The sequence below is a fragment of the Paraburkholderia sp. USG1 genome, assembly GCF_031570135.1.
Taxonomy (GTDB): domain Bacteria; phylum Pseudomonadota; class Gammaproteobacteria; order Burkholderiales; family Burkholderiaceae; genus Paraburkholderia; species Paraburkholderia dioscoreae.
This window is the reverse complement of sequence record NZ_JAMWXW010000009.1, coordinates 240,695-261,288: the sequence shown is the minus strand read 5'-3', so window position 1 is coordinate 261,288 and position 20,594 is coordinate 240,695. Positions and strand designations below refer to the sequence as shown.

At 63.3% G+C, this 20,594-nt stretch carries 16 protein-coding genes and 1 pseudogene; 16 read left to right on the top strand and 1 reads right to left on the bottom strand.

Going from position 1 to position 20,594, the window contains the following annotated elements:
* Positions 1-298 (bottom strand): annotated as a pseudogene (locus NE850_RS14990) (PLP-dependent threonine dehydratase); the annotation flags it as partial.
* 341 nt (positions 299-639) lie between these two features.
* Here NE850_RS14990 and NE850_RS14985 point away from each other — a divergent pair.
* The 16 genes from NE850_RS14985 (at position 640) to NE850_RS14910 (ending at position 20,546) form a co-directional block, all read left to right on the top strand.
* Complete coding sequence (locus tag NE850_RS14985) at positions 640-4,734, top strand: FAD/FMN-binding oxidoreductase (protein WP_007179350.1); 4,095 nt, start codon at positions 640-642, stop codon at positions 4,732-4,734.
* Between the two features lie 34 nt (positions 4,735-4,768).
* A complete protein-coding gene (locus NE850_RS14980; protein ID WP_007179349.1) occupies positions 4,769-5,197 on the top strand; it encodes an HIT family protein in 429 nt (142 codons plus the stop codon).
* 79 nt (positions 5,198-5,276) lie between these two features.
* Positions 5,277-5,690: a gamma-butyrobetaine hydroxylase-like domain-containing protein gene (locus NE850_RS14975; RefSeq protein WP_007179348.1), complete on the top strand. Its 414-nt coding sequence runs from the start codon at positions 5,277-5,279 to the stop codon at positions 5,688-5,690.
* Positions 5,691-5,756: 66 nt separating this feature from the next.
* Positions 5,757-6,488: a bifunctional demethylmenaquinone methyltransferase/2-methoxy-6-polyprenyl-1,4-benzoquinol methylase UbiE gene (gene ubiE, locus NE850_RS14970; RefSeq protein WP_007179347.1), complete on the top strand. Its 732-nt coding sequence runs from the start codon at positions 5,757-5,759 to the stop codon at positions 6,486-6,488.
* A gap of 38 nt (positions 6,489-6,526) precedes the next feature.
* Positions 6,527-7,519 carry a Tim44 domain-containing protein gene (locus tag NE850_RS14965; protein WP_007179345.1) on the top strand — a complete coding sequence of 331 codons (993 nt, stop codon included), beginning with the start codon at positions 6,527-6,529 and terminating at the stop codon, positions 7,517-7,519.
* A gap of 153 nt (positions 7,520-7,672) precedes the next feature.
* Positions 7,673-8,317, top strand: coding sequence for an SCP2 domain-containing protein (locus NE850_RS14960; protein ID WP_007179344.1), 645 nt, complete (start codon positions 7,673-7,675; stop codon positions 8,315-8,317).
* Positions 8,318-8,332: 15 nt separating this feature from the next.
* A complete protein-coding gene (gene ubiB / locus NE850_RS14955; protein WP_007179343.1) occupies positions 8,333-9,910 on the top strand; it encodes a ubiquinone biosynthesis regulatory protein kinase UbiB in 1,578 nt (525 codons plus the stop codon).
* A gap of 23 nt (positions 9,911-9,933) precedes the next feature.
* Positions 9,934-10,557, top strand: coding sequence for a hypothetical protein (locus NE850_RS14950; RefSeq protein WP_007179342.1), 624 nt, complete (start codon positions 9,934-9,936; stop codon positions 10,555-10,557).
* A 182-nt stretch (positions 10,558-10,739) separates the two neighbouring features.
* On the top strand, positions 10,740-11,141 hold the full coding sequence (locus NE850_RS14945; RefSeq protein ID WP_007179341.1) for an FmdB family zinc ribbon protein: 402 nt from the start codon (positions 10,740-10,742) through the stop codon (positions 11,139-11,141).
* 75 nt (positions 11,142-11,216) lie between these two features.
* Positions 11,217-11,870, top strand: coding sequence for a DUF502 domain-containing protein (locus NE850_RS14940; protein ID WP_007179340.1), 654 nt, complete (start codon positions 11,217-11,219; stop codon positions 11,868-11,870).
* Between the two features lie 76 nt (positions 11,871-11,946).
* Positions 11,947-13,746: an aspartate--tRNA ligase gene (aspS, locus tag NE850_RS14935; protein ID WP_007179339.1), complete on the top strand. Its 1,800-nt coding sequence runs from the start codon at positions 11,947-11,949 to the stop codon at positions 13,744-13,746.
* Between the two features lie 181 nt (positions 13,747-13,927).
* Positions 13,928-14,431 carry a dihydroneopterin triphosphate diphosphatase gene (gene nudB / locus NE850_RS14930; protein WP_035518411.1) on the top strand — a complete coding sequence of 168 codons (504 nt, stop codon included), beginning with the start codon at positions 13,928-13,930 and terminating at the stop codon, positions 14,429-14,431.
* Positions 14,428-15,687 (top strand): cardiolipin synthase ClsB, encoded by a 1,260-nt coding sequence (gene clsB, locus NE850_RS14925; RefSeq protein WP_007179337.1) that lies wholly within the window; start codon positions 14,428-14,430, stop codon positions 15,685-15,687. Before nudB ends, clsB begins: the two co-directional genes overlap by 4 nt.
* A gap of 349 nt (positions 15,688-16,036) precedes the next feature.
* Positions 16,037-17,671, top strand: a complete 1,635-nt coding sequence (locus NE850_RS14920) for a tetratricopeptide repeat-containing glycosyltransferase family protein (protein ID WP_310698889.1) — start codon at positions 16,037-16,039, stop codon at positions 17,669-17,671.
* A 387-nt stretch (positions 17,672-18,058) separates the two neighbouring features.
* The gene (locus NE850_RS14915; RefSeq protein WP_007179335.1) at positions 18,059-18,658 is read left to right on the top strand and encodes a TetR/AcrR family transcriptional regulator; all 600 of its coding nucleotides are present in this window, start codon (positions 18,059-18,061) and stop codon (positions 18,656-18,658) included.
* Positions 18,659-18,758: 100 nt separating this feature from the next.
* Positions 18,759-20,546, top strand: coding sequence for an acyl-CoA dehydrogenase C-terminal domain-containing protein (locus NE850_RS14910; RefSeq protein WP_007179334.1), 1,788 nt, complete (start codon positions 18,759-18,761; stop codon positions 20,544-20,546).
* The last annotated feature ends 48 nt before the right edge of the window (positions 20,547-20,594 follow it).

Sequence of the window (20,594 nt, the reverse complement as noted above, 5' to 3'; positions counted from 1 at the left end):
GGTTGTCCTCGCGCTTCAGGTAGACCGGATTGCGCAGACGCGCCGACAGATTCGGCGCGCGTTCGAGTTCGGTCTCGCGGGCCACGTCGTAGACGCGCGCGGTCAGGGTTTTCTTCAGGTAGTCGTGGGAAGCCATGCGGGTGGCGCGGAGCGCTTTGTGAGACGGGAAAGGGTCAATGATAGCGCCAACGGTATGCGCCGAGGCCTTCGGCTTATGCCCCGGAGCCGTGCCGCAAAGCCTGGCCCGACCGTTCGGTCGGTCAATCCGGCATATGGGCTTTGTCACGCGATTCGCCATGAAAGTGGCCAAAGTCCGGCCGCAGCTCCGATTTCAGGCGTCAACGCGTGGCGGGATCATGCGGTAGAATTCCGTTTTGGAACAAGGATCGGAAGATGCACTGGCAGCCTCGGATCGCCCACCTGATGCCCGCCCCGCGTGAGTCTTGCCCCGCGGCGGAGCGTCACGTCCGCCACGCACGATCGTGTAGCTGTATCTGAGCGCCGCGAAGCGACCGATGTGGGTTGGCCGTCGGTCGTGCTTCGCTCCCCTAGAAGATTTCCAGCATTGCGCCCCACGCGCACCGTCAGCCGGCGCCTCGTCGATGAGCGCGTCGGGCTGACCCACCGAGTCGTCCAAACATGAACGCACCTCAAGTTTTCGATCCGCACGGGGCCGCCGCTGCGGTGGCCGCCGATCCCGAAGCGCGTCTGCGCGAAATTCCTTATAACTACACGTCGTTTTCCGACCGTGAAATCGTCATCCGCCTGCTAGGCGACGCCGCCTGGGCCGCGCTTGCCGAACTGCGCGCGGAACGCCGTACCGGCCGCTCGGCACGGATGCTGTACGAAGTGCTCGGCGACATCTGGGTGGTGCGCCGCAATCCGTATCTGCAGGACGATCTGCTCGACAACCCGAAGCGCCGGGCAATGCTGATCGAAGCCTTGCACCACCGTTTGAGCGAGATCGAGAAGCGCCGCCGCGCCGATCTGACCGAACACGGCGACGAAGCGGGCGTGGACCGCGCCGCGCGCGTCGAAACGCTGGTTCAGGCCGCGCGCCGCGCCGTCGACGAATTCGCGAGCGAATTCCAGAAGACCTACGATCTGCGCAAGCGTGCGACCAAGGTGCTCGGCAAGGTCACGGAAAAGGACAACATCAAGTTCGACGGCCTGTCCCGCGTCTCGCACGTGACCGATGCGACCGACTGGCGGGTCGAATACCCGTTCGTCGTGCTCACGCCGGATACCGAAGCCGAGATCGCCGGCATGATCAAGGCGTGTTTCGAGCTCGGCCTGACCGTGATTCCGCGCGGAGGCGGCACGGGTTACACGGGCGGCGCTGTGCCGCTTACGCCGTTCTCGGCCGTCATCAACACCGAAAAGCTCGAACAACTGGGTGCGGTCGAAATGACCGAGCTGCCGGGCGTCGACCGTAAAGTCGCGACGATTTTCTCCGGCGCGGGCGTGGTCACGCGCCGCGTGACCGAGGCGGCCGAGCAGGCCGGCTTCGTGTTCGCCGTCGATCCGACCTCGCTGGATGCATCCTGCGTGGGCGGCAACGTCGCGATGAACGCGGGCGGCAAGAAGGCGGTGCTGTGGGGCACGGCGCTGGACAACCTCGCCTGGTGGCGCATGGTCGACCCGGAAGGGAACTGGCTCGAAGTCACGCGGCTCGAGCACAACATGGGCAAGATTCACGACATCGAAGTGGCGCGTTTCGAGCTCAAGTGGTTCGACGGCAACTATGCGCCGGGCGAAAAGCTGCTGCGCACGGAAGCGCTCAATATCAAAGGTCGTGTGTTCCGTAAGGAAGGCCTCGGCAAGGACGTCACGGACAAATTCCTCGCCGGTTTGCCGGGCGTGCAGAAAGAAGGCTGCGACGGGCTGATCACGTCCGCGCGCTGGGTGCTGCACAAGATGCCCGCGCATACGCGCACCGTCTGCCTCGAATTCTTCGGCCAGGCGCGCGACGCGATTCCGAGCATCGTCGAAATCAAGGATTATCTGTTCGAGACGTCGAAGCAGGGCGGCGCGATTCTCGCGGGCCTCGAACACCTGGACGAGCGCTATCTGCGCGCGGTCGGCTATGCGACCAAGAGCAAGCGCAACGCGTTTCCGAAGATGGTGCTGATCGGCGACATTGTCGGTAATGATGCGGACGCGGTCGCGCACGCTACCTCGGAAGTCGTGCGCATGGCCAACGGCAAGAGCGGCGAAGGCTTTGTCGCGGTCAATGCCGAGGCGCGCAAGCGTTTCTGGCTCGACCGCAGTCGCACGGCGGCGATCGCCAAGCACACCAACGCGTTCAAGATCAACGAAGACGTGGTGATTCCGCTCGACCGCATGGGCGAGTACACGGACGGCATCGAGCGCATCAACATCGAACTGTCGATCAAGAACAAGCTGCAACTGGTCAACGCGCTCGAAGCGTTCTTCCAGGCCGGCAAGCTGCCGCTCGGCAAGAGCGACGACGCCAATGAAATCCCGAGCGCCGAGTTGCTCGAAGACCGCGTGCAGCAGGCGCTCGATCTGCTCAAGCGCGTGCGCACGCGCTGGGAATTCCTGCGCGACAAGCTCGATCTGTCCTTGCGCGAGGCGCAGCATTATCTGGTCGGTCTCGGCTACGAAGCGCTGGCGGAGAAGTTCGCCGACCGCGCGGACGCGCAGCCCGACGCCACCGTGTTCCATATCACGCAGGACCGTACGATTCGCGTGTCGTGGAAACAGGAGATCCGCGCCGAGCTGCGGCAGATCTTCAACGGCGGCGAGTTCAAGCCGATCCTCGAGGAAGCCCAGGCGATCCACAAGCAGGTGCTGCGTGGCCGCGTGTTCGTCGCGCTGCACATGCACGCGGGCGACGGCAACGTTCACACGAACCTGCCGGTCAACTCCGACAACTACGAGATGCTGCAGGACGCCCACACGGCGGTCGCGCGCATCATGAAGCTGGCGCGTTCGCTCGACGGCGTGATTTCCGGCGAGCACGGCATCGGCATCACCAAGCTCGAATTCCTGACGGAAGAGGAGATCAGCGAGTTCCGCCAGTACAAGCAGCGCGTCGATCCGCATGGCCGCTTCAATGCGGGCAAGCTGCTCGAAGGCGCCGACCTGCGCAACGCCTACACGCCGTCTTTCGGCCTGATGGGCTATGAATCGCTGATCATGCAGCAGTCCGACATCGGCGCGATTTCCGAGTCGATCAAAGACTGTTTGCGTTGCGGCAAGTGCAAGCCGGTGTGCGCGACCCACGTGCCGCGCGCGAACCTGCTGTACAGCCCGCGCAACAAGATTCTCGCCACCTCGCTGCTGGTGGAGGCGTTCCTGTACGAAGAGCAGACCCGCCGCGGCGTGTCGATCAAGCACTGGGACGAATTCAACGACGTCGCGGATCACTGCACTGTCTGTCACAAATGCGTGACGCCGTGCCCGGTGAAGATCGACTTCGGCGACGTGACCATGAACATGCGCAATCTGCTGCGCAAGATGGGCAAGAAGAAGTTCAATCCGGGCAATGCGGCCGGCATGTTCTTCCTCAACGCGACCAACCCGCAGACCATCAACCTCGCGCGTACCGCGATGATGGGCGTCGGCTACAAGGCGCAGCGGCTCGGCAACGAAGTGCTGAAGAAGTTCGCGAAGAAGCAGACGGCGCACCCGCCGGCAACCGTCGGCAAGCCGCCGGTCACGCAGCAGGTGATCCACTTCATGAACAAGAAGATGCCGGGCAACCTGCCGAAGAAAACCGCGCGCGCGTTGCTCGATATCGAAGACAACAAGATCGTCCCGATCATCCGCAATCCGAAGACGACCACCGCCGACACGGAAGCGGTGTTCTACTTCCCGGGCTGCGGCTCCGAGCGGCTGTTCTCGCAAGTCGGTCTCGCCACTCAAGCCATGCTGTGGGAAGCGGGCGTGCAAACCGTGCTGCCGCCGGGCTATCTGTGCTGCGGCTATCCGCAACGCGGGTCGGGCCAGTTCGACAAGGCCGAGCAGATCGTCACGGATAACCGCGTGCTGTTCCACCGCGTCGCCAATACGCTGAACTACCTCGACATCAAGACGGTGGTGGTGTCGTGCGGCACATGCTATGACCAGCTCGCCGGCTACGAATTCGAGAAGATCTTCCCGGGCTGCCGGATCATCGACATCCACGAGTTTCTGCTGGAGAAAGGCATGAAGCTCGAAGGCGTGAACGGTGTGCGCTACATGTATCACGACCCGTGCCACACGCCGATCAAGACGATGGACCCGGTCAAGCTGGTCAATCAACTGATGGGTTCGGAGAAGGACGGCTACCAGATCGAGAAGAACGATCGCTGCTGTGGCGAATCCGGCACGCTCGCGGTCACGCGTCCGGACATTTCCACCCAGGTGCGTTTCCGTAAGGAAGAGGAGATCCGCAAGGGCGCCGCGAAGTTGCGCGGCATCCCGCTCGTCGCCGAAGCGGGCGCGAACGGGATCAATCCGGCCAATGCATCGGCCGGCTCGGCGGGTGCGCCGGACGGCTCCGTGCTCAAGGCCGGCGACGGCCCGCAGCCGAAGGGCGCCACCGACGTCAAGATCCTCACGAGCTGCCCGTCCTGCCTGCAAGGCCTGTCGCGTTACAACGAAGATGCGGGCATCGAGGCGGATTACATCGTCGTCGAGATGGCACGTCACGTGCTCGGTGAAGACTGGATGGTCGACTACGTGCAACGGGCGAACAATGGCGGAATCGAGCGCGTGCTGGTTTAATGGCACGACCGACGATTTTTGCCTGAGGACGACGATGGACTGCGTTTTTTGCCGTGAAGACGGCGGCGATGTGCTGTGGCACGACGACACGTTGCGTGTCGTCCTCGCCGACGAACACGATTACCCGGGTTTCTGCCGGGTGATCTGGAACGGCCATGTAGCCGAATTTTCCGACCTCGACGGAAACGACCGCGATCGCGTGATGAAGGCCGTGTATGCGGTCGAGCGCGCGATCCGGCGCATCCTTCAGCCGGCGAAGGTGAACCTGGCGAGCCTCGGCAACCAGGTGCCGCACGTGCACTGGCATGTGATCCCGCGTTTTTCGAACGACGCCCATTTTCCGCTGCCCATCTGGGCGCCGCGCCAGCGCACGGTGTCCGAAGCCATGCTGTCTTCGCGCCGCGCGCAGGCTACCCTGCTGCGCGAAGCAGTGCGGCAGGAAATCGAACAGGCGCTGAGTTGAGCGCCCGCGAACCTGTCGCGTCGCGCCAGGCGTCCGAGGGAGCGGGAAGACTTGAGACGGCGTTTTCTATGAGGTCAATATGAGTGGTCTAACTCCCGACACCCCGGTTCCGACCGGTGTGGTCGTGCATTCCAAATCGCGCGTACTCGAATTGCAGTACGCAAATGGCGAATCGTATCGCCTGCCGTTTGAACTGCTGCGCGTGTATTCGCCGTCGGCGGAAGTAATGGGCCACGGGCCCGGCCAGGAAACGCTGCAGACCGGCAAGCGCGAGGTGACGATCACGATGATCGAAGGTGTCGGCAACTACGCGTTGCAACCGACTTTCTCCGACGGACACGCCACCGGCATCTATTCGTGGGATCTGCTGTACGACATGGCGGTGCGCCAGGATGAACTCTGGCGCGCGTATCTCGCCAAACTTCAGGCGGCCGGCGTCGATCGCGATACGCCCATGGTCCAGGCCGGCGCTGCGCACGGGCACTGTCACTGATACGATTCGCCCCATCGCCGCACTGATGCGGCGCAACATTTCAGAATACGCGAAAGGACGAGCGCGATGAGCAAAACCCACTTCGGCTTTCAATCGGTCGACGAACAGGACAAGGCGCAGAAGGTGGCGGGCGTGTTCCACTCGGTTGCCGCCAACTACGACTTGATGAACGACCTGATGTCGGGCGGGTTGCACCGGGCGTGGAAGATGTTCACGATCGCCCAGGCCAACGTGCGGCCGGGCTACAAGGTGCTCGATATCGCGGGCGGCACGGGCGACCTGTCGAAGGCGTTCGCGAAGCAGGCCGGCGAGACTGGCGAAGTCTGGCATACCGACATCAACGAATCGATGCTGCGGGTGGGCCGCGACCGCTTGCTGGACAAGGGCGTGATCACCCCGGCGCTGCTCTGCGACGCCGAGAAAATTCCCTTTCCGGACAATTACTTCGACGTGGTGACGGTGGCATTCGGCTTGCGCAACATGACGCACAAGGACGTCGCCCTGGCGGAAATGCGGCGCGTGCTGAAACCGGCCGGGCGTCTGCTGGTGCTGGAATTTTCGAAGGTGTGGGATCCGCTCAAGAAGATCTACGACGTCTATTCTTTTAAGGTGCTGCCGTGGTTGGGCGAGCACTTCGCGAAAGATGCCGAGAGCTATCAATACCTCGCGGAATCGATCCGGATGCATCCGGACCAGGAAACTTTAAAAACAATGATGGAACAAGCGGGCCTGGACGGCGTCAAATATTACAATTTGTCAGCTGGCGTGGTAGCTTTACATGTGGGGACCAAATACTAGGGTCCCTAACCCGTCGATTTTTAAAGGAAAGCATGAAAATGTCCGATTCAGGTGCGTTATCTCCCCGTAAGGTTAAGCGGTCGTTGGTGAGAAGAATCGGACTGATCGCGATGGTCGGCCTGATCATGGCCGGCTCCCTCGCTTCGCTCGATGCGGAAGCTCGCCGCATGGGCGGTGGCCGTAGTATTGGCCGTCAGTCGAATAGCGTGACGCAGCAGTCCGCGCCGTCGCAACCTTCCCAAGGCAGTCAGGCCATGCAGCAGCGCGCGCAGCCTGCCCCGGCGCCCGCGCCGACTCCTGCCGCGCAACCTAACCGCTCGCGCTGGCTGGGGCCGATCGCTGGTCTGGCGGCCGGTCTCGGCATCGCCGCGTTGCTGTCGCACTTCGGCTTGGGCGGCGCGTTCGCCGGCGCAATGGCCAATATCATCGTGATTGCGATCATCGCGATGATCGGCGTCTGGCTGATCCGCCGCTTCATGGGCCGCAAGCGCGACACGGCGCAACCGGCGTACGCGGGCGGCTCGCCGTCGCTCAACTCGGGCGGCATGGGCTACTCGCAGGAACCGCGTTATAGCGCGCCGCCCACCGGCTCGTACCTCGAACCGCAAGGCAATCCGCTGAGTACGCCGACCATCAACGCCGCGCCCGCCGTGCCGGCCGGCTTCGATTCGGAAGCGTTCCTGCGTAACGCCAAGGTCTACTTCGTGCGTCTGCAAGCCGCATGGGACGTCGGCAACACGGAAGACATCCGCGAATTCACCACGCCGGAAATGTTCGCCGAGGTGAAGGTCGATCTGTCTTCGCGGGGTGCGGAGACGAATCAGACGGACGTGGTGCAACTGAACGCCGAGTTGCTGGGCGTGGAAGAGCGCGCGAACGAATACTTCGCCAGCGTCCGCTTCTCGGGCCTGATTCGCGAAGCACCGGGCGCGGCGGCGGAGCCCTTCGTCGAAGTCTGGAACCTGTCGAAGGCGAACCGTGCCGGCGAAGGCTGGCTGCTGGCCGGCATCCAGCAGGTGGCGCAGCACTGAGACGAGAGCGCGCCGGGGTCGCGTGAGGACTGCGCGCCCTGACCTGGCTCATGACGTTGGCCGTTCGGCATAGCGAGCCGGGAAGCCAACGGACGTTACAATAGGAACCCGCGCGGGCACCTTGCTCGCGCGGGTTTTTTCTTGCCACTTTCAATGACCCTCGCCGCCAAGCCATTCGCTGCTGCTGTCAATCATCTGCTCGCCCGCGAAACGTGGGCTCGTGAGCGCCTCGCCCCCTACGCGGGCAAGACCGCGAAGCTGTCCTGCCCGCCGGTCGTGCTGATGCTGCTGGTGCAACCGGACGGCTATCTGAGCGCGGTCGCCGCCGCCGAGGCGCAACACTTCGACGTGACCATCGCGGTGCCGTCCGACGCGCTACCCGCTTTCGTGCAAGGTGGCCAGGCGGCGGTGATGAAGCACGTGAAGATCGAAGGCGACGCCGAATTCGCCACCGTGATCGCGAAGCTCGCCGAACATCTGCGCTGGGAGCCGGAAGAAGACCTGGCCAGGCTCATTGGCGACGGTCCGGCGTGGCGGGTGGCGTCGGTCGTGCGCACGGTGGGCGAACAGGTGCAGCGAACCGGGCGCAACCTGCTCGACACCGCCGCCGAATATCTGCTCGACGAGAATCCGCAGCTGGTGCGCCGCGCCGCGCTCGAGAACTTCAACGTCGAACTGGCCCGCGCGCGCGATGCACTAGCGCGCGTGGAAAAACGCATCGAGCGTCTTGAACAGAAGGTCGAAGCCCGCGGCGCCCAAGCGCCGGGCGGCGCCGCCATGTCGCGCGGCACGCGCTAGTCACCGGGCACAACTATGCGTTTTCTGCGTTTCCTCAAGATTTTTTTCACGGTCATCCGCTTCGGTCTCGATGAGATGATGCTCAGCCGCGTCAACGACCGGCGCGTGCGTCTGCTGTTGCGCATCACCACCATCGGCCGCAAGTTCGACGAGCCGCCTGGCGTACGTTTGCGGCTCGCGCTGGAAAGCCTTGGGCCGATCTTCGTCAAGTTCGGGCAGGTGTTGTCCACCCGGCGCGATCTGTTGCCGGTGGATATCGCCAACGAGCTGGCCAAGCTCCAGGATCAGGTGCCGCCGTTCGATTCGGCGGTGGCGATCGGGCTGGTCGAGAAGTCGCTCGGCGCGCCGGTCGACGTGCTGTTCGACGACTTCGAGCGGGTGCCGGTGGCGAGCGCCTCGATCGCGCAGGTGCACTTCGCCACGGTGAAGGCGGGGCAACACGCGGGCAAGGCCGTCGCCGTGAAGGTGCTGCGGCCGAACATGCTGCCGGTGATCGATTCCGACCTCGCCCTGCTGCGCGACATTGCCGTGTGGGCGGAGCGGCTGTGGGCCGACGGCAAGCGTCTGAAGCCGCGCGAGGTGGTCGCCGAATTCGACAAATACCTGCACGACGAACTCGACCTGATGCGCGAGGCGGCCAACGGCAGCCAGTTGCGGCGCAACTTCGCCGGGCTCGATCTGCTGCTGGTGCCGGAGATGTACTGGGAGTTCTGCACACCCACGGTGCTGGTCATGGAGCGCATGGTCGGCGTGCCGATCAGCCAGGTCGAGACGCTGCGCGCGGCGGGCGTGGATATTCCGAAGCTGGCGCGCGAAGGCGTCGAGATTTTCTTTACCCAGGTGTTCCGTGACGGCTTTTTCCATGCCGACATGCATCCGGGCAACATTCAGGTGAGCCTCGACCCGGCGCATTTCGGCCGCTATATCGCGCTCGACTTCGGCATCATCGGCGCGCTGTCGGACTTCGATAAGAACTACCTCGCGCAGAATTTCCTCGCGTTCTTCAAGCGCGACTACCATCGTGTCGCCACGCTGCATCTGGAGTCGGGCTGGGTGCCGCCGACTACCCGCGTCGAAGAACTCGAAAGCGCGATCCGCGCGGTCTGCGAACCGTACTTCGACCGCGCGCTGAAGGATATTTCGCTGGGTCAGGTTCTGATGCGCCTGTTCTCGACCTCGCGCCGCTTCAACGTCGAGATCCAGCCGCAACTGGTGCTGCTGCAAAAGACCATGCTGAATGTCGAAGGTCTTGGCCGCTCGCTCGATCCGGAGCTGGATCTCTGGAAGACCGCCAAGCCGTACCTCGAACGCTGGATGAACGAACAGATCGGCCTGCGCGGCTGGTACGAACGCCTGAAGATCGAGGCGCCGCAGTGGAGCAAGACGCTGCCGCAGTTGCCGCGCCTGATTCATCACGCGCTGGCCGAGCGCCACGACCACACGCGCGGTGCGAACGACGAAATGATCCGCCAGATTCTGCTCGAGCAGAAACGCACCAACCGGTTGTTGCAAGGCTTGCTGCTGTTCGGTGTGGCGGTCGGTGTCGGTGCGGCGCTGGCGCGGGTGTTTCTGGTGCTCGCTTACGGCGGTTGATTGCGATTTCCAGGAGGCATTTGATGAGCGACCCCATCCAACCTGCCGTGCCCGACTTCGAGACACGCGATCCCAACTCGCCTGCTTTCTGGGACGAGCGTTTCGAGCGCCATTTCACGCCGTGGGATCAGGCGGGCGTGCCGGCCGCGTTTGAGTCGTTCGCCGCTCGCCACAGGGGCGCGGCTGTGCTGATTCCGGGTTGCGGCAGTGCGTACGAAGCGGTCTGGCTGGCCGGGCAGGGCAACCCGGTCCGGGCCATCGACTTTTCAGCGGCCGCCGTCGCGGCGGCGCATGAGCAGTTGGGTGCGCAGCACGCGCAACTGGTGGAACAGGCGGACTTCTTCACCTATGAGCCGCCGTTCACGCCCGCATGGATTTACGAGCGCGCATTCTTCTGCGCGTTGCCGCTCGCACGCCGCGCGGACTATGCGCGACGGATGGCGGATCTGTTGCCTGGCGGCGCGTTGCTCGCGGGCTTCTTTTTCCTTGGCGCGACGCCGAAAGGGCCGCCGTTCGGCATCGAGCGCGCGGAACTCGATGCGCTGCTCGCGCCGTACTTCGAATTGATCGAAGACGAAGCCGTGCACGATTCGATTGCCGTTTTCGCGGGACGTGAGCGCTGGCTAAGCTGGCGCCGCTGCGCCTGAAAGTGCGGCAGTGGCGCATCACGGCGGCGCGGACGGGACTTGATTCGACAGCGGCCGCCCCCACTTGAGCGGACGGTGGCCGCGTCGGGCGCTCGTCCCCAAAATCCGGGGAACGGGTATCGTTTGCGGCTATAATTCAAGGCTTTGCAAGCGTTTACACGATTTCAGTAGGGAAAAGGATCATGCCGATCTACGCTTATCGTTGCGAATCGTGCGGCTTCGGGAAGGATGTGCTTCAGAAGATGAGCGACCCCCAGTTGACGCAGTGTCCCGAGTGCGGGAAAGACACTTTTCGCAAGCAGGTCACCGCTGCGGGCTTCCAGTTGAAGGGCTCCGGCTGGTACGTGACCGATTTTCGCGGCGGCAACGGCGGCACGAGCGCGCCTGCCAAGCCCGACGCCAATGGCGCCTCGAATGGCGCCTCCGGCGAGAATGCGGGTGCCGATAATGGCGCAGCGGCGCAATCCGTGGCCGCGGCGGGCGGTACGGCCGCCGCCGGTTCATCGAGCACGGTCGCAACGCCGTCCGCGCCTGCTGCCGCACCGGCCGCTTCGGCGAGTTCGAGCGGCTCCGGCAGCGCCTAGTGGGACTGCCGCCCTGCGGGGCGGCGCACACGCCGCGCGTTGGGCTTCGGCCCGTGCGGCTTTCTGGCGGTACACATGACGACGAAAAAAACGACGCTCAAATCGGTGTTCCTGACTGGCCTGCTGGTGCTGGTGCCTTTGGCCATCACGCTGTGGGTGCTCGGCCTGATCATCGGCACGATGGACCAGACGCTGTTGCTGCTGCCGGCAGCCTGGCAGCCGGAGCGGCTGTTTGGTTTTCGCCTTCCCGGTCTCGGCGCGGTGCTCACGCTGGCGTTCATCTTCGTTGTCGGGCTGTTGACGCAGAACTTCATCGGGCAGAAGCTCGTGAAGTGGTGGGAACTGCTGGTCGGTCACATTCCGGTGGTCGGCCCGATCTACACCAGCGTCAAGCAGGTGTCCGATACCCTGCTGTCGAGCAGCGGCAACGCGTTTCGCAAAGCGCTGCTGATCGAATACCCGCGCCGCGGCTCCTATACGATCGCGTTTCTGACCGGTATTCCGGGCGGCGACGTGCTCAACCATCTGAAAGAAGATCACGTCAGCGTGTATGTGCCGACTACGCCGAATCCCACGTCCGGCTTCTTCCTGATGGTGCCGAGGAGCGAAGTGATCGAGCTCGACATGACGGTCGACGCTGCGCTCAAGTACATCGTCTCGATGGGCGTCGTGGCGCCGTCCGCGCCGCCGGCGCCGGTGCGCCGCACGACAGTCGAGCCTCCGCTGTAATGCCGGCGCGCCACGTTTCACGCAGCGTTTCGCTGCAGCGCGCCGTTCAACCAATGCAAAACGAAAGACAAACATCATGTCGATGAGATCTGAATACTGCGGTCTGGTGACCGAAGAACTGCTGGGCCAATCCGTCTCGCTGTGCGGCTGGGTGAGCCGCCGCCGCGACCACGGCGGCGTCATCTTCATCGACCTGCGCGATCGCGAAGGCCTCGTTCAGGTCGTCTGCGACCCGGACCGCGCGGAGATGTTCAAAGCGGCTGAAGGCGTGCGCAACGAGTTCTGCCTGCAGATCAAGGGCGTGGTTCGTGCGCGTCCGGAAGGCACCACGAACGCTGCGCTCAAGAGCGGCAAGATCGAAGTGCTGTGCCACGAGCTGATCGTGCTGAACCCGTCGATCACGCCGCCGTTCCAGCTCGACGACGACAACCTGTCGGAAACCACGCGTCTCACGCACCGCGTGCTGGACCTGCGCCGTCCTCAGATGCAGCACAACCTGCGTCTGCGTTACCGCGTCGCTATCGAAGTGCGCAAGTATCTGGACGCGCAAGGCTTCATCGACATCGAAACGCCGATGCTCACCAAGAGCACGCCGGAAGGCGCGCGCGACTACCTGGTGCCGTCGCGTACGAACCCGGGCCAGTTCTTCGCGCTGCCGCAATCGCCGCAGCTGTTCAAGCAATTGCTGATGGTGGCGAACTTCGATCGCTACTACCAGATCGTCAAGTGCTTCCGCGACGAAGACCTGCGCGCCGACCGTCAGCCGGAATTCACGCAGATCGACTGCGAAACCTCGTTCCTGTCGGAACAGGAAATCCGCGATCTGTTCGAAGCGATGATCCGTCACGTGTTCAAGGAAACGATCGGCGTCACGCTGGACGAGAAATTCCCGGTCATGCTGTATTCGGAAGCCATGCGCCGCTTCGGTTCGGACAAGCCGGACCTGCGCGTGAAGCTCGAATTCACGGACCTCACGGACGCGGTCCGCGACGTCGACTTCAAGGTGTTCAGCACGCCGGCCAACACGAAAGACGGCCGGGTTGCGGCGATTCGCGTGCCGAAGGGCGGCGAGCTCTCGCGTGGCGATATCGACAGCTATACGGAATTCGTACGCATCTACGGCGCGAAGGGTCTGGCGTGGATCAAGGTCAACGAAGTCGCGAAGGGCCGTGACGGTCTGCAAAGCCCGATCGTCAAGAACCTGCACGACGAAGCGGTCAAGGCGATCATCGAGCGCACCGGCGCGCAAGACGGCGACATCATTTTCTTCGCGGCGGATCGCGCGAAGGTGGTGAACGACAGCCTCGGCGCGCTGCGTCTGAAGATCGGTCATTCGGAATTCGGCAAGGCCAATGGTCTGGTCGAAACCGGCTGGAAGCCGCTGTGGGTGATCGACTTCCCGATGTTCGAATACGACGAGGAAGACAACCGCTACGTCGCCGCGCATCACCCGTTCACGAGCCCGAAAGACGAGCACCTCGAGTATCTGGAAACGGATCCGGCGCGTTGCCTCGCGAAGGCCTACGACATGGTGCTGAACGGCTGGGAAATCGGAGGCGGTTCGGTGCGTATCCACCGTGAAGAAGTGCAGAGCAAGGTGTTCCGCGCGCTGAAGATCAACGCGGAAGAAGCGCAAGCCAAGTTCGGCTTCCTGCTCGACGCGCTGCAATACGGCGCGCCGCCGCACGGCGGTATCGCGTTTGGTCTGGACCGCATCGTCACGATGATGGCCGGCGCCGATTCGATCCGCGACGTGATCGCGTTCCCGAAGACGCAGCGCGCGCAGTGTCTGCTCACGCAGGCGCCGAGCGAAGTGGACGAGCGCCAGTTGCGCGAGTTGCACATCCGTCTGCGTCAGCCGGAACCGAAGGTGTAATCGAAGGCGCAATGGCCTGAAGCCAGTGAGTGCTGTCTGAAAGCGACAGCGGGAGCAACCGGAAAAGGCGCGTGATGCGCCTTTTCCGTTTTTTGCGTTACAGTCGATGCAACCACGTTCGACCGCTCGTCGAACACTCGCCGACATGTACCGCGCAAGCGTTGCGCCCAGCTTTTACGCCATGCCGAAACCGCCGAAGATTCCGCAATCCGTACTCGTCATCATCCATACGCCCACGCTCGACGTGCTGTTGATCGAGCGCGCCGATCACGCCGGTTTCTGGCAGTCGGTCACGGGCTCCAAAGATCAACTCGATGAACCGCTCGGCGCGACGGCGGCGCGTGAAGTCGCCGAAGAGACCGGCATCGTGGTGGGCAGCCAGTTGGTGCCGCAGCGCGCCTTGTTCGACTGGCAATATTCGATCGAATACGAGATCTACCCGGAGTTCCGGCACCGCTACGCCGAAGGCGTGATCCACAACACCGAGCATTGGTTCAGCCTGCAGGTGCCCGAGCAGCTTGAGGTCACGCTGGCGCCGCGCGAGCACACCGCATTCATGTGGCTGCCGTATGACGAGGCGGCGTCGCGCTGCTTTTCGTCGTCGAATGCCGATGCGATCCTGCAGTTGCCCAAGCGGCTGGATGGGCGTGCCGTGGTTGGGCAATCCGGGGAGCTTAACCGGTGAGCGTCGGCGGTGCGCGCCGTTTCGCCCGATTGCGGCAAGCGCTGCTCGGCCGCCGCTATTGGCAGCGTTACCGGTTTACCAGCGGCAACGACGTCAAGCTGCTGCGTTCCGGCGACGAGTTCTTCCGCGCACTGATCGAGCGTGTCGATGCCGCGCAGAGCGACGTGGTGCTCGAAACGTATATCTTCTGCAATGACAACGCCGGCCAGGCGGTCAGCGCGGCGCTGCTGCGCGCCGTCGAACGCGGCGTCAAAGTGCGGGCCATCACCGACGGCATCGGCACCGCGCGTTTGCCGATGTTCAACGAGTGGGCCGCCGCCGGCATCGACCATCGTATCTATAACCCGCACCTGTTCGGCCGCTTCGGCTTTTCGCGCACGCACCGCAAACTGGCGGTGATCGACGATCAGTTCGCGTTCTGCGGCGGGATCAACATCGTCGACGATTACGAGAATAACGGCGAGAAGCTGCCGTACCGGCGCTGGGACTTCGCGGTCGAATTGCATGGGCCGGTGGTCGGCGATATCCGCCAGGCGTTCGAGGTGCAGTGGCGGCGGATTCGCCTCGGGCATCGGCCGCTGGAGTCGATGGCGCCGGATCTCGGGCCGCAGACCGCGGCTTCGCTCGGCAGTCTACGTCGCCGGCGCCGCCGCCGTAACGAGGCGCTGTGGGCGGGCGGTCAGCCCTGCGTGGCGTTCGTCGCACGCGACAACCTGATCAACCGGCGCGCTATCGAGAAAGCGTATCTGGCCGCGATTGGCCAGGCGCGCAATGAAGTGCTGCTCGCCAATCCTTACTTCATGCCGGGGCGCAAGCTGCGGCGCGCGCTGGTGTTCGCGGCGCGGCGCGGCGTCGTGGTGAAGCTGATTATCGGGCGCAAGGAATTCAAGGCGCTCGATTATGCGGTGCCGTTTCTGTATCGCTCGCTGCTCAAGGCCGGTGTGCAGATCGCGGAGTACGAGAAGACGCTGCTTCACGGCAAGGTTGCGGTGGTGGATTCGAACTGGGGGACGGTCGGCTCGTCGAACCTCGACGCGCTGAGCCTGATGCTCAACAACGAAGCCAACGTGGTGCTGGTGAACGATCCCGCGATCGACGCGCTGCGCGAAGCGATCCTCGTCGCCTTCAAGGACTCGCGCCGCATCGACGAGGCACGCTACGACGCCCGCCCGGCCGGCGAACGTGTGCTCAACTGGCTCGCCTACACCACTTATCGGGCTGTGATGAAGCTGCTGACGGTCGGCGGCTACGACTGATTCGCGGTGATGCGCTGACGCGCGGACAAACGCCGGCCACGCGCGGCCGGTGCAAGTGCAACTCAGGTGCAACGCTTGAGCCGCGTTGCTCGCCTTGCGTCACGCATCAAGCCACGGCACACGCAACACGCAACACGCCACACGCCACACGCAGCACGCAGCACGCCACACGCCACACGCCACGTTTCGGAACGCTCCTAGAGACGGGCCGCCACCCTGGCAAACATAATCTGCGCTCGTCATAGAACGGGCGGCCGGGCGAATTGCACGCGCCACTCCAACCTCTTCCTCTCGTCAAGCCTCGCTGCCGTTTCGACTGCGCGCTCACGGCAACCGGATCGGCGGCGTCATGCTCACGCATCCGGATACGCATTCGCCAACCATGCCCACTTTCCCTTCCTCGCAGGCTCTCGACCATTCAAGTCTCCATGACGAGGCTGTGCAGGCCTATCAAGCCGGCCGCCATGACGTAGTGCGAACACTCGTCGAGCGGATTCTGGCCGGGGACGCGGAGCATGTCGGCGCCATCCACTTGCAAGGCCTGCTCGCACTGGCGTCCGGCCATGCGCAAGAGGCGCTGCGCTGGCTCGAACACGCGATCCAGATCCGGCCGGAGCCGATTCTGTTCAACACGCTCTATGCGATTCGCCTCAACCTGGGAGACTTCGCCGGGGCCGTTCAGAGTATCCGGCAGGGACTCGCGATCCAGCCGGACTTTGCAGCGTTCCACTACAACCTCGCGTTGACGCTGCAACATCTCGGCCATATCGAGGACGCCGCGCTCGGCTATCGGCGCACGCTCGAACTCGATCCGGACAACTCGGCGGCGCATAACAATCTCGGCCGCGTTTGCGCGGACCTCGGCGCAATGGAAGAGGCCGGGCGGCATTACCGGCGCGCTATCGAACTGTCGCCCGCCAATCTCGTTGCGCGTAACAACCTGGCGATGGCTTTGCTTGCGACCGGCCGCTACGACGAAGCGTGGCCGTATTTCGAGGACCGGTGGGTCAGTTTCAAGCTGGCCGATGGCCGGCCCGCACCAGCGCCGGTGGACGTGCCGCTGCCGCGCTGGCTGGGCGAAGACGTCTCCATCGCCCAGGGCGCGCAAGCGACGCGTGCATCGGCGCCATGTCTTCTCGTGCTTCACGAGCAAGGCCTCGGCGACAGCTTGCAGTTCGTACGCTATCTCCCGCTGGCGCTCGCGCACTTTGCTCAGGTCGGCTATGTGTGCCCGCCGGCCTTGCGGCGCCTCTACGAGCAATCGTTGCATTCACGCTGGCCGGGCCTCGTATTGCTCGACGCCGTGCCTACCGATCTGGCCAGGTGGGACTGGTATATTCCGCTGATGTCGCTGCCAATGGCATTCGCCACGCGAGTCGCGACGATCCCTGCCGCGCTTCCTTATCTGTACGCCGACGTCGGGCAAGCCGCCGCCTGGCGCGCGCGGCTCGAAGCGCTGCCGGCTCCGCATCTGCCGCGCGTCGGCGTGGCGTGGGCGGGCGGCCATTCGGGTATTGCCGTGGACCGGCTGCGCAGCCTCGCCGCCGCGCAAATCGCGCCGTTGCTGGCGTTGCCTCACGTGCGCTGGATCAGCCTGCAAAAAACCGACGACCCGGCCAAGCTTCCCGACGCCGCCACCCGGACGCATCTGACCGACTGGACCGACGAAATCGGCGACTTCGCCGACACTGCGGCATTGATCGAGAACCTCGATCTGGTGATTTCCGTCGATACTTCGGTCGCCCATCTTGCCGCGGCGATGGGCAAGCCAGTCTGGCTGCTCAACCGTTTCGCGGGTTGCTGGCGCTGGCTGTATGGCCGGGACGACAGCCCGTGGTATCCCGGATTGCGTCTTTTCACCCAGACGCGGCGTTCCGATTGGCATGACGTGCTGGAGCGGGTCGCCGTTGCCCTTACGCAAACTTTTCCAATGCACGACAACGCGTCCTCTCTCTTGCCGCGCGTCGCTGTCAAGCGCCCTTGAGCGGGCAGTGAACAGCGGGCAGCGTCGGCAGCCCTTTGTCAGCCCTGCATCTCAGGGAGCGAACGAGCGCCGTCCCGGGCTGGAATCCACGGTGCCACTGCGACCTTCCCCTACGCGCAATACGCCAAATCCTCCTGGATTTGCGCCGACTTGCTGCACTATGTCTGCCGGCCACGCTAATCAGAGAAAGGTGCACTTCGGCAGGCAACCGCTGTCTTAAGGCAAGCGCCTCTAAAAAATCTCAATCCTCTGATTGACGGATGCCGCAGAATTGAAACCAGGTTAGAAACCGGTTTCTAATAAAGTCCTTGTTTCGCGGACGGCAGCACTCAATAATAGTACGGCCGTTCGATTTTCTTTCGGTCACATTAGAACGGTAAAAAAGCTATGCGAAAAGGCGAACAGACGCGAGCCGCAATTCTCGACGCAGCACTTGATCTGGCAAGCCGCGACGGACTTGAAGGTCTGACGATCGGGTTGCTGGCCGAGCGTATGCAGATGAGCAAAAGCGGTGTGTTCGCGCATTTCGGGTCGCGCGAGGATTTGCAGGTCGAAGTCGTGCGCGAATATCACCGTCGTTTCGAAGACGAGGTGTTTTTCCCGAGTTTGCGCGAGCCTCGTGGATTGCCGCGCTTGCGCGCGATGATTTCCCGCTGGATCGAGAAACGCATTCAGGAAGTCACTACCGGCTGCATCTATATCAGCGGCGCCGTCGAATATGACGACCGCGCGGATAACCCGGTGCGTGAACAACTGGTGTCGAGCGTGACGATCTGGCGTGCGGCGCTCACGCGCGCGATTTCGCAGGCAATGGAAGAAGGGCATCTGCGTGCCGACACCGATCCGCAACTGATGCTGTTCGAACTGTACAGCTTCACGCTCGGTCTGCATCACGACGCGCGCTTCCTGCATTTGCCGGATGCGGTGCGTCTCACGTGGGCCGCGCTGGAAAAACTGATTGTTTCGTATCAAAGCGAAAGCCGTTAGCAGCGTCGCCGCCAGACAGGCGGATTCAGCGGCGCAGAAAGTTCCGATCCACGGACTCGGCTAACAGCCTGGCTTCTTGTCAAACTTGGGAGAGAGAGTCATGGGACAGTACGCCGCGCCGCTGCGCGACATGCAATTCGTGTTGCACGAACTGCTTAACGTCGAAGCCGAAATCAGGCAGATGCCGAAGCACGCGGATCTCGATGCCGACACGATCAACGCGGTCCTCGAAGAAGCCGGCAAGTTCTGCTCCGAAGTATTGTTCCCGCTCAACCACAGCGGCGATCAGGAAGGCTGCACGTACGCCGGCGACGGCGTCGTGACCACGCCGAAGGGCTTCAAGGAAGCCTATGCGCAATATGTCGAAGCCGGCTGGCCCGCACTGGGCTGCGACCCGGAATACGGCGGCCAGGGGCTGCCCGCGTTCGTCAACAACGCGCTGTATGAAATGCTGAACTCGGCAAATCAGGCGTGGACCATGTATCCCGGCCTCTCGCACGGCGCGTACGAATGTCTGCACGCACACGGCACGCCGGAGTTGCAGCAGCGCTATCTGCCGAAGCTCGTCGCCGGTGTCTGGACCGGCACGATGTGTCTGACCGAACCGCATTGCGGCACGGACCTGGGTATTCTGCGCACCAAGGCCGAACCGAACAGTGACGGCTCGTACGCGATCAGCGGCACGAAGATTTTCATCTCCAGCGGCGAACACGATCTCGCGGAGAACATCGTCCACCTGGTGCTTGCGCGTCTGCCGGATGCACCCAAGGGCACCAAGGGCATTTCGCTCTTCATCGTACCGAAGTTCGTACCGAACGAAGCGGGCGAACCGGGCGAGCGCAACGGCGTGAAGTGCGGCTCCATCGAACACAAGATGGGCATTCACGGCAACGCGACCTGCGTGATCAATCTCGACAACGCCAAGGGCTGGCTCGTCGGCGAGCCGAACAAGGGCTTGAACGCCATGTTCGTGATGATGAACGCCGCGCGTCTCGGCGTCGGCATGCAGAGCCTGGGCCTGACCGAAGTCGCGTATCAGAATTCGCTGGTGTACGCGAAAGAGCGTCTGCAGATGCGTTCGCTGACCGGCCCGAAGGCGCCGGAAAAGGCGGCCGATCCGATCATCGTGCATCCGGACGTGCGCCGCATGCTGCTCACGCAAAAAGCCTACGCCGAAGGCGCACGCGCTTTCTCGTACTGGTCGGCGCTGCATATCGACAAGGAACTGTCGCACGCTGACGAATCGGTGCGCAAGGAAGCCGCCGACCTCGTCGCGCTGCTCACGCCGATCCTGAAAGCGTTCCTGTCGGACAACGCGTTCGAAGGCACCAATCACGCCATGCAGATCTACGGCGGCCACGGCTTCATCGCCGAATGGGGCATGGAGCAGTACGTGCGCGACGCGCGCATCAACATGATCTACGAAGGCACCAACGCGATCCAGGCGCTCGACCTGCTCGGCCGCAAGATCCTCGGCGACATGGGCGCGAAGATGAAGAAGTTCGGCAAGCTGGTGTCCGATTTCGTCGAAGCCGAAGGCGTGAAGCCGGAAATGCAGGAGTTCATCAACCCGCTCGCCGACATCGGTGAAAAGGTGCAGAAGCTGACGATGGAAATCGGCATGAAGGCCATGCAGAACCCGGACGAAGTCGGCGCTGCGGCGGTGCCGTATCTGCGCACCGTCGGCCACCTGGTGTTCTCGTACTTCTGGGCCCGCATGGCACGCGTCGCGCTCGATAAGGAAGCCTCGGGCGATCCGTTCTACAAGGCGAAGCTCGCAACGGCTCGCTTCTACTTTGCGAAGCTGCTGCCGGAAACGGCCATGACGATCCGTCAGGCCCGCGCCGGCTCGAAGTCGATGATGGAAGTCGACGAAGCGCTGTTCTAAGCCACATCGCGGCAAGCGCCACGCGCGGGATAGCGCGTGGCGCTTGCG